13 protein-coding genes are annotated in these 12,576 nt (G+C 61.0%); 4 read left to right on the top strand and 9 right to left on the bottom strand.

The window, feature by feature from the left end; genetic code table 11:
• Positions 1–124: 124 nt before the first annotated feature.
• Positions 125–1,417 carry a tyrosine-type recombinase/integrase gene (locus tag AB2B41_RS19325; RefSeq protein ID WP_367879467.1) on the bottom strand — a complete coding sequence of 431 codons (1,293 nt, stop codon included), beginning with the start codon at positions 1,415–1,417 and terminating at the stop codon, positions 125–127.
• A 340-nt stretch (positions 1,418–1,757) separates the two neighbouring features.
• Between AB2B41_RS19325 and arsB the strand changes: the two genes are divergently transcribed.
• Positions 1,758–2,765: an ACR3 family arsenite efflux transporter gene (gene arsB, locus AB2B41_RS19330; RefSeq protein ID WP_367879468.1), complete on the top strand. Its 1,008-nt coding sequence runs from the start codon at positions 1,758–1,760 to the stop codon at positions 2,763–2,765.
• 155 nt (positions 2,766–2,920) lie between these two features.
• Here arsB and AB2B41_RS19335 read toward each other — a convergent pair whose 3' ends face one another.
• The 4 genes from AB2B41_RS19335 to AB2B41_RS19350 are packed head-to-tail and all read right to left on the bottom strand — an operon-like array spanning position 2,921 to position 5,878.
• Positions 2,921–3,325: a DUF2160 domain-containing protein gene (locus tag AB2B41_RS19335; RefSeq protein ID WP_367879469.1), complete on the bottom strand. Its 405-nt coding sequence runs from the start codon at positions 3,323–3,325 to the stop codon at positions 2,921–2,923.
• Complete coding sequence (locus AB2B41_RS19340; protein WP_367879470.1) at positions 3,325–4,122, bottom strand: carbohydrate ABC transporter permease; 798 nt, start codon at positions 4,120–4,122, stop codon at positions 3,325–3,327. The genes AB2B41_RS19335 and AB2B41_RS19340 overlap by 1 nt, the downstream gene beginning before the upstream one ends.
• Complete coding sequence (locus AB2B41_RS19345; RefSeq protein WP_367879471.1) at positions 4,119–4,979, bottom strand: carbohydrate ABC transporter permease; 861 nt, start codon at positions 4,977–4,979, stop codon at positions 4,119–4,121. The genes AB2B41_RS19340 and AB2B41_RS19345 overlap by 4 nt, the downstream gene beginning before the upstream one ends.
• A complete protein-coding gene (locus tag AB2B41_RS19350; protein WP_367879472.1) occupies positions 4,976–5,878 on the bottom strand; it encodes an ABC transporter ATP-binding protein in 903 nt (300 codons plus the stop codon). Before AB2B41_RS19350 ends, AB2B41_RS19345 begins: the two co-directional genes overlap by 4 nt.
• A 27-nt stretch (positions 5,879–5,905) precedes the next feature.
• On the opposite strand from AB2B41_RS19350, the gene glpD reads away from it, so the two are divergent.
• The 3 genes from glpD (at position 5,906) to AB2B41_RS19365 (ending at position 8,505) form a co-directional block, all read left to right on the top strand.
• A complete protein-coding gene (gene glpD, locus AB2B41_RS19355) occupies positions 5,906–7,186 on the top strand; it encodes a glycerol-3-phosphate dehydrogenase (RefSeq protein ID WP_420014314.1) in 1,281 nt (426 codons plus the stop codon).
• Between the two features lie 176 nt (positions 7,187–7,362).
• Complete coding sequence (locus AB2B41_RS19360) at positions 7,363–7,911, top strand: YeeE/YedE thiosulfate transporter family protein (RefSeq protein WP_367879473.1); 549 nt, start codon at positions 7,363–7,365, stop codon at positions 7,909–7,911.
• Between the two features lie 3 nt (positions 7,912–7,914).
• Positions 7,915–8,505, top strand: a complete 591-nt coding sequence (locus AB2B41_RS19365; protein WP_367879474.1) for a DUF6691 family protein — start codon at positions 7,915–7,917, stop codon at positions 8,503–8,505.
• A gap of 71 nt (positions 8,506–8,576) precedes the next feature.
• Here the strand turns inward: AB2B41_RS19365 and AB2B41_RS19370 are convergent, their stop codons facing one another.
• From AB2B41_RS19370 to AB2B41_RS19385, 4 genes are all read right to left on the bottom strand, one after another.
• On the bottom strand, positions 8,577–8,978 hold the full coding sequence (locus AB2B41_RS19370; protein ID WP_367879475.1) for a hypothetical protein: 402 nt from the start codon (positions 8,976–8,978) through the stop codon (positions 8,577–8,579).
• A 112-nt stretch (positions 8,979–9,090) separates the two neighbouring features.
• Complete coding sequence (gene xylA, locus AB2B41_RS19375) at positions 9,091–10,392, bottom strand: xylose isomerase (RefSeq protein ID WP_367879476.1); 1,302 nt, start codon at positions 10,390–10,392, stop codon at positions 9,091–9,093.
• Positions 10,393–10,395: 3 nt separating this feature from the next.
• The gene (xylB, locus tag AB2B41_RS19380; protein WP_367879477.1) at positions 10,396–11,829 is read right to left on the bottom strand and encodes a xylulokinase; all 1,434 of its coding nucleotides are present in this window, start codon (positions 11,827–11,829) and stop codon (positions 10,396–10,398) included.
• On the bottom strand, positions 11,829–12,575 hold the full coding sequence (locus AB2B41_RS19385; RefSeq protein WP_367879478.1) for an ATP-binding cassette domain-containing protein: 747 nt from the start codon (positions 12,573–12,575) through the stop codon (positions 11,829–11,831). Before AB2B41_RS19385 ends, xylB begins: the two co-directional genes overlap by 1 nt.
• Position 12,576 lies beyond the last annotated feature (1 nt).

Genomic DNA, 12,576 nt, shown 5'->3' on the forward strand with positions numbered 1-12,576 from the left:
GCCCAACTGCTCATGCCCTCCAGCTATCATGCTGGATTCGCGAGATGAATCCCTAGCGGGATTTGTGCAACAAAGCCCGTCAGTACTGGAAATAGTCTAGCCCGAAGGCGTCTTATATCTTCGCTCATGGCAGCCGGACCACTTTATTATCGTCCTTCTCTTTTGCATGAAGAAAGCCCGCCCAGTCCGCCATCATCTCGCGCCGTCTGTCGAGCATATCGGAACGCTGGTAGGCGCGCTCAACTTCGGAGCCTATGAAGTGCGCAAGCGCAATTTCGGCCATGTCGCGCGGATAACCTCGCTCTGCTGCCCACTGTCGGAAGGTTGAACGCAGCCCATGTGGCACGGCAGGACGCTTGCTAGCAGGGTCCAGATACCCCTCCCGACCTGCTTTCAACTCCGCCTCTTGCATACGGCGCATGACTGCAGAGATGCTCATATCCGAAAGCATTCCGCCGTTAGGTGCGAAAAACACATAAGGACTGGCGTTCAATCGTGGCAGCGCGTGAAGGAGTTCGATTGCTTCAGTCGTCAAAGGGACGCGATGCTCACGGCCATTTTTCATACGCGAAGCCGGGATGGTCCAAACTGCCCTCCGTGTCGCAGTTGTCGCGGATGTCGCGGCGTCACCAAGGTCGAATTCATCCCATGTTGCGCCACGGACCTCGCCCGAGCGCGCGGCGGTCAGCGTAAGGAACCTCAAAGCTTCCGCTGCCATACCTTCGCGCTCTCCAAGGTCAACCCACCAGCGAGCAACGTCTGAGAGCGCCAGAGCGGGCTGATGGCGTACCGTTTTCACTTTCGTGGGCTTTGGAAGCATCTCGGACAGGTTGCCCTTCCAGCGTGCCGGATTGTCACCGGTTCGATGGCCCGCAACCGTGGCCCATGACAGTACGTTTTCTATTCTTCCGCGAAGCCGAGACGCTGTTTCCGTCTTTTCGTTCCAGATGGGTTGTAGGACGCGGAGAAGGTCTTGGACGGTGATTTCAGACACCAACATGCGCCCCAGAACAGGTGTCGCATAGTTATCGAGCGTTGAGCGCCATTGTTTCTGATGCTTCTCGTTGCGAAACTCTGAAAGCTTTGATGCAAGGTATTCATCCACTGCCGCCGCGAAAGTCTTGCCTTCACGGGCTTTGCGCTTAGCAGCCAGAGGGTCACCGCCAAGCATTGCCGTCCCGCGGTTTTCCAAGGCCAACTTACGGGCAGTTGCGAGCGGAACGGCGGGAGGGCTTCCAAGACCCAACTCACAGCGTTTGCCGCGAATGGTGATGCGTTGCACCCACTGACGCGCACCGTTCTTGGCGACACGAAGGAACAAGCCCTGACCATCGAAGTATTTGCCTGGCTCGGTTACGGTCTCAACGAACCGTGCTGAGAGGGCCTTTTCCGGTCTCCTGATGTTTTTGCGTGGCAAGCTTAGTCCCCCGTATCATCCCCCACATTGCCGTGGATTGTTACGGATCATGCCGGAACTAGACACACAAGTGAAGGGCACAATGTCCCAATTTTATCTATATCTAGGGAATATGACGGATCACACTGGAACTAGGCTTGGCGGCTCTATGGTCCGCCACCTCCCTGATCAACGACGTTGAGATATGGGTGATATTCTGGCCCTGATGGGGATGTCGCTCGTCTCCAAGGGTCTATGCTACACGTCACTACCGCCAAGTCGCTGTCACAGCCGACGCAGGGTGCGTTGAGACTCACCGAGCCTCTCGACTCCCTGTCGTCCCACCCGTATCCGTCTGTTCATGAGCATCTTTGAACGGTACCTCTCCCTTTGGATCGCATTGGCCATGGCTGGCGGGATCATCATTGGAAATGCGGCTCCTTCCCTGGTCGAGGCGATCGCCGCCGCGGAAGTCGCCCGCGTCAACCTGATCGTCGCGCTCCTGATATGGGCGATGGTCTACCCGATGATGGTTGGCGTCGATCCGGGGCGGCTGCGGGACGTGTTGAAGCAGCCAAAGGGCTTGGCCATCACACTTGTCGTGAACTGGCTGATCAAGCCCTTCACCATGGCAGCGCTTGGCGTTTTGTTTTTCGAGACGGTGTTCGCGGATTTCGTCTCACCGGCTGATGCCCAGCAATACATCGCAGGGCTCATTCTGCTCGGCGCGGCACCTTGCACGGCGATGGTCTTTGTCTGGTCGCAGCTCACCCGCGGGGATGAAAGCTATACGCTGCTGCAGGTATCCGTGAATGACGTGGTCATGGTCTTCGCTTTTGCGCCTATCGTCGCCTTTCTTCTTGGCGTGACGGACATCGCGGTGCCCTGGTCGACGCTTGTGCTTTCCGTGATCCTTTTCGTCGCCTTGCCGCTTCTCGCCGGTGTTTGGACGCGGCGGCGGTTGGGGACTTCGAGCAAGATCGAGGCGTTCCGGGAGCGGATCAAGCCATGGTCCGTTGTCGGGCTGATCGCGACGGTCGTGATCCTTTTTGGCCTCCAGGGGCAGGTCATCCTGGACCGACCCGAGGTCATTGCCCTAATCGCCATACCCATTCTCATCCAGTCCTACGGCATCTTCGCACTGGCCTATGCTGCAGCCTATGCTTTGCGCGTACCACATCGGGTCGCAGCGCCCTGCGCCCTGATCGGAACGTCGAACTTTTTCGAGCTCGCGGTCGCTGTCGCGATCAGTTTATTCGGCCTGAACTCGGGCGCGGCACTGGCCACGGTTGTCGGTGTCCTGGTCGAAGTGCCGGTCATGCTGTCGCTGGTGGCCTTTGCCAACCGGACAAGGGGCCGCTTTGCCTAGATATCTGCGTTGGCCCGGCAGTTTCCAGCGACCCTATCGTGGAGGGAGTCGCTGGTTGGCCATAGAGCGAGGCGCAATTGCGTGCGATTGTTCTGCTAAACCAGATCGGGGTAAGATAAAAAAAACGCGCGGCACGTACCGTTGGGCAGACTGGGTCAGACCTTCCAGAAGCAAAAGGCGATCCACGCTGATGCGATGACAGCCGGCGCCCAGATCGGGGCCCCGATCAGGCCAAGCCACGCCAGCATGATGTAGGCCGATCCCAGAAGGCCGATGAACAGGCGGTCGCCGCGGGTGGTGGTCAGGCCGAGAACGCCGTCTCTCTCGTTTCCACCCGGTTGCCGCCACTCGAGTATCGCCATCAATGCGATGGCCCCGAAGATGAACAGGAAGAACCCCAGCGAGGCCCGTGTCCAGGCCATCCAGGTCCCGCCGAACATCGGCTCGGTCCACCACTTCGCCCAGGAAAACACCTCTTCCTGCGGCTTGCCGACATTGCCCCAGCCCTGCGCCATCGCAACAGCGGGAAGAGTGGCGATAAGGTAGATTAGCCTGCGCATCATACCCTCCCCAGGGCAAAGCCCTTGGCGATGTAGTTGCGGACAAAGTAGATCACGATGGCACCGGGGATAATGGTCAGAACCCCAGCCGCCGCAAGCAGGCCCAGCTCGTAGCCCGCGCTTGAGGCGGTTCGGGTCATGGTCGCGGCAATCGGTTTCGCCTCGACCGCCGTCAGCGTTTTGGCCAAGAGCAACTCGACCCAGGAGAACATGAAACAGAAGAACGCGGCCACACCCACGCCGGCCTTGATCGTCGGGATGAAAATGGTCGCGAAGAAGCGCGGGAAGGAATAGCCGTCGACATAGGCGGTCTCGTCTAGCTCCTTGGGCACGCCCGACATGAACCCTTCGAGAATCCAGACCGCGAGGGGAATGTTGAAGAGGCAATGCGCCAGCGCCACCGCGAGGTGCGTGTCGAAGAGGCCAACGGCAGAATAGAGCTGGAAGAAAGGCAGGGCAAAAACCGCCGCCGGCGCCATCCTGTTCGTCAGCAGCCAGAAAAAGAGATGCTTGTCGCCCATGAACCGGTAGCGGCTAAAGGCATAGGCCGCGGGCAGGGCGGCGGCCAGCGATATGACCGTGTTCAACGAAACATAGATGATCGAGTTGATGTACCCCCAATACCATGTCGGGTCGGAGAAGATCGCCCTGTAGTTGTCAAGGGTCCATTCCTGCGGAAAGAGGCTGAAGCCGCCAAGAATCTCGTTGGTCGTCTTGAAGGACATCGCCAGCAGCCAGTAAATCGGCAGCAGAAGGAAAAGGACGTAGATCAGGGGGACGACGCTGCGCGGTCTCATTGGTCGTCCTTCGTCATCAAGGTGTAGAAGACCCAGGAAACGGCCAGCGTGATGGCAAAGTAGATCAGGCTCATCGCTGCCGCCGGGCCGAGGTCGAACTGCCCCAGCGCGATCTTGACAAGGTCAATGGACAGCAGCGTGGTCGAATTGCCCGGCCCGCCGCCCGTCAGCGTGAAGGGTTCCGTGTAGATGTTGAAGCTGTCCATGAACCGCAGCAGGACCGCGATGGTCAGAACGGTCTTCATCTTGGGTAGTTGGATGTAGCGGAAGACCGCCCAGTTGGAGGCGCCATCGATCTTGGCGGCCTGGTAGTAGGCGTCCGGAATTGCGACCAGCCCCGCGTAGCAAAGCAGTACCACCAGCGACGTCCAGTGCCACACATCCATCACGATGACGGTGATCCAGGCCGCGACCGGGCTTGTAGTCATGTTGTAATCGATGCCGACCACGTTGTTCAGCGTCCAGCCCAGAAGCCCGATATCCGGCAGGGTGAAGATGTTCCACATCGCGCCGACCACGTTCCAGGGAATAAGGAGCGGCAAGGCCATCAGGACAAGGCAAACGGGCACCCAGAACCCCTTGCGCGGCATCGCTAGCGCGATGGCGATCCCCAGCGATACCTCGATGATCAGGATCGTGACGGTAAAGAGCAGTTGCCGTCCAAGGGCCGCATGAAAGCGCTCTGAGCGCAGGATTTCCTCGAACCAGCGAAGCCCCGCCCAGAAGAACTGGTTGTTGCCGAAAGTCTCCTGCACGGAGTAATTCACCACCGTCATCAGCGGCACGAGCGCGTTGAAGGCAACCAGTACCAGCACGGGCAGGACAAAGAACCAGGCTTTTTGATTTTCGGTTTTCATGGCCGTGCCTCCTCCGTAGCGATCCACCCGTCGGCATAAAGGCGGGTTTGCGAGGGTTCGAAGATGATCCCGACCTCGGTGCCTTGCTCCGGTGGGGCCTCGTCCACAATCGCGCTGACGGTCACGTCACCCACCATGGCTTCCACAACCGTGTGCCGCCCGATATCGGCCGCCTTGCGCACCACCGCCGGGACACCGCCCTCGCCAAGCCGCACGTATTCGGGCCGCACCCCGATCTCTGTTCGGCCAGAGGCGGCGGTGATGGCCCCCTCCAGCTCGATCCTGTGTCCCTGGAACGTCGCGGTCTTGTCAGACACTTCGCAGGGCAGGATATTCATGCCGGGCGAGCCGATGAAATGCCCGACGAAGGTGTGCCTGGGCCTCTCGAAAAGCTCCACCGGCGTTCCGATCTGGACGATTTCACCTTCCTGCATCACGACCACCTGATCGGCAAAGGTCAGCGCCTCGGTCTGGTCGTGGGTGACATAGATCATCGTGACGGCGATCTTCTGATGAAGCTCCTTGAGCTTTGATCGAAGCTTCCATTTCAGTTCCGGGTCGATCACCGTCAGGGGCTCGTCGAACATGATCACGTTCACGTCGTCGCGCACCAGACCCCGACCCATCGAGATCTTCTGCTTGTTGTCGGGGGTCAGGTTGGCCGCGCGGGTGGTCAGGCGGTCTTCCAGCTCCAGCATCTCGGCGATTTCCCGCACCCGGGCATCGACGCGCGCCTCGTCCACGCCGCGGTTGCGCAGCGGGAAGGCCAGGTTGTCGTAGACAGTCATGGTGTCGTAGATCACCGGAAACTGGAAAACCTGCGCGATGTTGCGCTTGTCGGGGGAAAGCGTCGTGACATCCTTCCCATCGAAAAGCACTTGGCCTTCGCTGGGGGTCAACCCGCGTCCAGGCTGCTGACTCTCTTCATGCCCTGGTTGAAAGGTCGCAGGCCCAGCTGGCTGATCCGGCTTGGCCTGTTCCTCTATGACCATATGGGCGGCCGCGAGATCCTGCCCGGCACCCGGACACTCAACCTTGCCAAAGATCCTGCCGGTAGCCCGTTGCAGGCAAAGTTTCGCAAGGCGTTCGAGTATTCCGATTGCTGGATCGAGGACAGCCGCCTTGTCGTCCTCAACGCGCGTGACGCGCAGGACCGGGGCGCCGATATCCTGACGCGTACAAAGGTTCTCCGCACAGTGCGTGAGCCGGATCACTGGCGGATTACCCTTCAGAATGAGGAGGGCACGCTCGAGGTGCGTGCGCGGATGCTGGTGAATGCCGGTGGACCCTGGGTGGGCGACATCATTCGCGGCGTTGTCCAGTCCAATTCGACAGAGGATGTCCGGCTTGTGCGCGGCAGCCACATTGTCACGCGCAAGCTCTTCGACCATGGCCGCTGCTACTTCTTCCAGGGTGCCGATGGGCGCATCATCTTTGCTATCCCCTACGAGCAGGACCTCACCCTGATCGGAACCACGGAAGCCGAGCATAGCGATCCCAATGTGAGGCCCGTCTGCACGGATGAAGAGCGCGACTACCTTCTGCGGTTCGCCTCGGAGTATTTTTCCACCCCGGTAACCCAGAAGGATATCGTCTGGACCTATTCCGGTGTCCGTCCTCTTTATGACGATGGCTCCAGTTCGGCGACGGCAGCGACACGGGATTACGTGCTCACCGTAGATGAGGAGACCGGGGCCCCGCTTCTGAACGTGTTTGGCGGAAAGATCACCACCTACCGGAAATTGGCCGAGGCTGCGTTGGAAAAGATCGCACCGCGCCTGGGGTGCGGGCAGGGGGCCTGGACGGCCGGCATCCCGTTGCCCGGTGGTGATTTTCCTCAAGATGGGTTCGACGATCTTGTGGACAGACTTCGGCAGTCCCATCCGTTCCTCACCGAGAGCTGGGCGCACCGCCTTGCCCGGGCCTATGGAACCGACGCGTTCGAATTGCTTCAGGGGGCGCGGGAAGAGGGCGATCTGGGCAAGGATTTTGGCAACACGATCACCGAAAGGGAGCTCATCTGGTCGACGGAGCAGGAATTCACAAGGACCGCGGAAGACTTCCTCTGGCGGCGCACCAAGCTTGGCCTGCGGGTTTCGAGCTCTTCGGTCGAGAAGGTAGACAGGTTCCTCACCGCCCTCAGAGCGGGCGGGACTCCAGATCAGGCGCACGACAGCAGCCCTATGTCTTCTGTGTCGGGAAACTGAAGCGGGCCGCAGCATATTGAGCTGGGCCAGACCTGGCTTCTGCTTGACCAGCAACTGTGGCTGACGTCCCAGAGTATTCAAATTCAAATATTCGAATATATTTTATCTGGATCATAACCCGCATCCCAATGCTCCGTATAGACTTGGATCATTCATCACCTTGAAGGAGAGGTCCAATGTCCCTTGACTGGAAAATCGGAGGCGCGATGCTGGGGCTGGTGTTCTTTGCGGCCGTGCTTCTTGTCAAACCGATCGGCGTCTCGACGCAGTTCGTCATTCTCGACGGTATCCTGGCAGATGCGGCCAATCCCGCATTCATCACCCAAACCGATGACGGCTTCACATCGACCAATGCCTACATGGCGAAATCCGGCGGCAAATACGCCAAGTCGGCCGCCAACCCCTTGAACTACAGCTTCCTCTTCGTGCTGGCCATGATGGGCGGCGCGGCCCTTTCCGCCTTCGGTCGCGGGGGCATCGGGCAGGGCGAAAAGCGTCTGCCCGCGATCTGGAAGGCAAACTACGGCGATACGCCATGGAAGCGATACCTCGTGGCCTTTCTGGGCGGCTTCATCGTCCTTTACGGGGCGCGGCTCGCAGGTGGCTGCACGTCAGGGCACATGATGTCGGGCATGATGCAGACTTCGCTCTCGGGCTATATCTTCGCCGCCGGCGCCTTTGCCGCCGCCGTTCCCACCGCAATGATGATGTACAAGAAAGGCTGAGCCATGGAAATCCTGCTTGCTATCGTAATCGGTGCCGCTTTCGGTGCGGTGCTTGACCGGATCGGGGCCACCAATCCGAATACCATCACCCGGATGCTGAACCTGCGGCATCTTCACCTGATGAAGGCCATCCTGCTGGCGATCGGAACGGGCTCCGTCCTGATGTTCGCGGGCCAGATGATCGGCCTCGTCAATGTGGCGCATATGAGCGTCAAGGCGGCCTACGCCGGGGTCTTTATCGGTGGCCTGATGCTGGGCGCGGGCTGGGCGGCCTCGGGCTATTGTCCCGGCACCGGCGTCTGCGCCGCCGCCACGGGCCGGCGCGACGCGCTCTTCTTCATCGCGGGCGGCCTTCTTGGGGCCGCAGCCTATATGGCGACCTATCCGGTGTGGAAAGCCTCCGGGCTCCTGAACGACATCGCGGGCGGCAAGGTGACACTTGGCACCGTGCCGGGGTACAAGTTCGATGGCATCTTCGCCATGTCGGGCGACATCCTCGGGATCGTGCTGGGGCTGATCTTCGTGCTTGTGGCCTTCGTCCTGCCTGACAACCTGTCCGGAGAGACACGACCTGTTGAAATGCCGGCAGAGTAGCTCGTCACCTCAGCCGGAAACATCACGGCGCGCCCCCATTGGGGCGCGCCGTTATCAATTATGTCAGAGGCTTAGGGTCGGTTCTTCAGGCGCGCATCGTAACAAAACTGAAATGCATGATCGACCGAGAGATTGGCACCAGCGGTGCGCAGGGCGGCAGAGGTGCTTGAGACGCCAACGGGCGATGTTGTGCCGGGGCTCAGCGAAAAGACAACCGGTGCGCTGTTCGAAGCCTTGGGTTCGCGGACGTAAATGCGCGCGGTTCCCGGAGCGCGCAGCACGTCGATGGCGTAATCTGCAGCCGCACACCAGGCGCCCCGCGCGCCATAGCGGGTTCTGGTTTCGGCCGAAAAGAGTCCACCGCCGAGATCGGTCACCAGAACGTCGTTCTCGGCGCGGAAGCTTTGGGCGGGCAGGCTCGTTGCCGCGCTTGCGGCTATGGCTGTCAGCAGGCCTAAGGTCGTCAATCGCATGCGTGTTTCCTCCGTCAGGGGCTAGTCGCACCGGGGGCAGCGCGCGATCCCGGCGCGGCCCCATTTAACTACGGGTTGCACCACACGCGCCAATCACGCTTTGGCGACGACCTCACAGATAGCGGTTCACGAGGTTTTCCAGCCTTTCCTGCCGACCCGAACGCGGTTCGGGATTGATGTTCTCCGCCCGCACCCGCGCTTCGAGGCTTTCGAGGTCCGCGCCGAGAACCGCCGCGCCATCCGCGCTGTCCCATCCCGCGTATCGCGCGTGCCGCGCCGCTTCGAGCTTGCCATCCGCCAGCATCGCCGCAGCCGCCTTCAGCCCCGCCGCACAGGTGTCCATCGCGCCCACATGGGCGAGGATCAGGTCCTCGGGATCAAGCGACTGGCGGCGCAGCTTGGCGTCGAAATTGGTCCCGCCAGTGGTGAAGCCGCCCGCCCGAAGGATTTCGTAATAGGCCAACGCCACCTCGGGTGCGTTGTTGGGAAACTGATCGGTATCCCAGCCGGACTGGTAATCGTTCCGGTTCATGTCGATAGATCCGAAGATGCCAAGGCTCGCCGCCAGCGCCAGCTCATGCTCAAAACTGTGCCCGGCAAGGATCGCATGGCCCTGTTCGATGTTGACCTTCACTTCCTTCTCCAGCCCGAAGTCCTTGAGGAACCCGTAGACCGTCGCGACGTCATAGTCGTACTGGTGCTTGGTCGGCTCCTGCGGCTTGGGCTCGATCAGGATGGTGCCGTCGAAGCCGATCTTGTGCTTGTACTCCACCACCATCTGCAACATCCGCCCCGCCTGCTGGCGTTCCCGCGCGAGGTCCGTGTTGAGCAGGGTCTCATACCCCTCGCGTCCGCCCCAGAGGACGTAGTTCTGCCCGCCCAGCTTGTGGGTCGCGTCCATGCAGGACTTGATGGTCGCAGCGGCAAAGGCAAAGACCTCCGGGTCGGGGTTCGTTGCCGCACCGGCCATGAAGCGCCGGTGGGAAAAAAGGTTTGCCGTGCCCCACAACAACTTGATGCCCGTCGCCGCCATCTTCTCCGCGAAATAGTCGGTCATCTCCTCGAGCACGCGCGCATTCTCGGCAAAGGTCGACCCCTCGGGGCGCACATCCGCGTCGTGAAAGCAGAAGAAGGGCACGCCAAGGATCTCGAACATCTCGAATGCTACATCGGCCTTGAGCCGTGCGAGAGCCATCGTGTCGCCGAACCAGGGCCGCTCAAAGGTCTGGCCGCCGAATGGGTCGCCGCCGGGCCAGGCAAAAGAATGCCAGTAGGCGCAGGCGAACCGCAGGTGGTCTTTGAGGGGCTTGCCCATGATCACCTCATTCGGGTTGTAGTGCCGGAAGGCGAATTCGTTCTCCGTCTCTGGCCCCTCGTAGGCGATGGCGGGAATGCCTTTGAAAAAATCGGTCATCGGTCAGAAATCCTTGAGCAGCTGGTAGGCGTGTCTGTAATGGGCGTGCCCCTCGGCCATGGCCTCGGTGAACCTCGGGTCGGGGTCGATGGTCGCGGCGAGGGGAGGGGACGTGGCAATTTCCGGGCCCGCGCCCGTGCTCGCCATCATGCCAAGACGTGCAGCCCCCAGCGCAGCGCCGAAATCGCCCGCCTGTGGCACGTTGAGCGGGATGCCCAGCGTCGAGGCGAGCATCTCGACCCAATGCCGTGACCTGGACCCGCCGCCGAGGACCAGCGCCTGGCCGATCGTCGTGCCCGTGTGCACAAGTGCATCACGGCAATCGGCAAAGGCAAAGCTGACCCCCTGTAGCACCGCGCGCGCCGCCTCCCGTGCATCGGTTGCATGGTCAAGGTGCAGGAACTGGCCACGCATCCGCGCGTCGTTATGGGGCGTACGCTCGCCGCCGAGGTAGGGCAGAAAGAGCGTCCGCATGGGCGCCTGCACCGGCCCCAGATCAGCGGTCAGGGCCGCCGCACTCTGGCCGGTCAGCCGCGCCAGCCATTCGAGCGCATCTGTGGCCGCCAGAATCACACCCATCTGGTGCCATGTATCGGGGACAGCATGGCAGAAGGTGTGGACGGCCGAAGCGGCATCAGGGTGGTAAGAGGCATTGGCGGCAAAGAGCACGCCAGAAGTGCCAAGCGACAGAAACGCGGTGCCGGGCGCGACCACGCCCGCGCCGATGGCGGCGGCCGCATTGTCGCCCGCGCCACCTGCCACCGTGCAGCGGGGCAGGCCAAGCTCCTGCGCGAGCGACGCGCGGAGCTGGCCGGAGGGGGCGTTGCCTTCGACCAGTCGCGGCATGTGATCGCGGGAGAGGTGGCAGGTTGCAAGCAGGTCGTCCGACCAGTCGCGGGCGGCGGTGTCGAGCCATGACGTCCCTGCGGCGTCTGACATTTCCGAAACATGTTCGCCGGTCAGGAAGAGGCGCAGGTAATCCTTCGGAATCAGTATCTTGCGGGTCTTTTCGAAGGTATCGCTTTCATGTCGACGCACCCATTCGACCTTTGGTGCCGTGAATCCGGGAAAAACAATGTTCCCGGTGATCTGGCGGAAACGTGGAACGGCGTCCATCTCCGCTGCCTCTGCATGGCTGCGGGTATCGTTCCACAGCATACAGGGCCTCAGCGGGGTATCATCAGACCCCAAAAGCGTCGCCCCATGCATGTGCCCGGACAGGCCAATACCCTGTACCGCGCTGCAGTCTGCCTTTTTTGTCAGTCCCTTGAGGGCCGCTCTTGCAGCGTCACACCAACTTTCGGGGTCCTGTTCGGACCAGCCGTCATGCGGGCGTGCCACCGTCAGCGGCACGCTCTCTTCAGCGACGATAGCCTGCGCCTCGTTGATCAGGATGGCCTTGAGCGATGACGTCCCGAGATCGAGACCGATGAACATCAGGCGGCGGCCCTTGGGTTCTTGCCCAGGATGATCATCGACAGGATGTCATCCTCGGTCACATCCTCGACCCGTTCGGTACCAACCATCTGGCCGTTCTTCATCACCGCAACCCGGTCGCAAAGCTCCATCATCTCGCGCGTGTCGTGGGAAATGAGGAAGATGCCCAAGCCCTGTTTCTTCAGCTCCTGGATCAGTTCTGCGACCATTGCCGTCTCGTGAACGCCAAGTGCCGCGGTCGGCTCGTCCATGATCAGAATGCGTGCATTGAAGTACACCGCCCGGGCGATGGCGACCGACTGCCGCTGACCGCCGGAGAGGGCCGAGACGGGCTCCTTCAGCTTTTTGAAGTTCGGGTTGAGCCGCGCCATGATCTTGCGCGTTTCCGCCTCCATCCGGTCGTCATCGACAAAGCCGAGCGGCGTGGTCAGCTCCCGTCCAAGGAACAGGTTCGAGGCGGCATCAAGGTTATCGGCCAGCGCCAGCGTCTGGTAGATCGTTTCGATATTGTAATGCCGCGCGTCGCGGGGGGAATGGATCGCGGCCTTCTTGCCGTTGATCCAGATCTCGCCGCTGTCCATCCGGTAGGCCCCCGACAGCATCTTGATCAGCGTCGACTTGCCCGCGCCGTTGTGTCCCAAAAGGCCAACGACTTCACCGGGATAAAGGTCGATGCTCACGTTATCGACCGCCTGTACGCCGCCAAAGGCGATGGAGACGTTCTTCATTTCGACCAGCGGTGTCATG

The organism is Sulfitobacter sediminis, from assembly GCF_040811725.1.
GTDB classification, from domain to species: Bacteria; Pseudomonadota; Alphaproteobacteria; order Rhodobacterales; family Rhodobacteraceae; genus Sulfitobacter; species Sulfitobacter sediminis.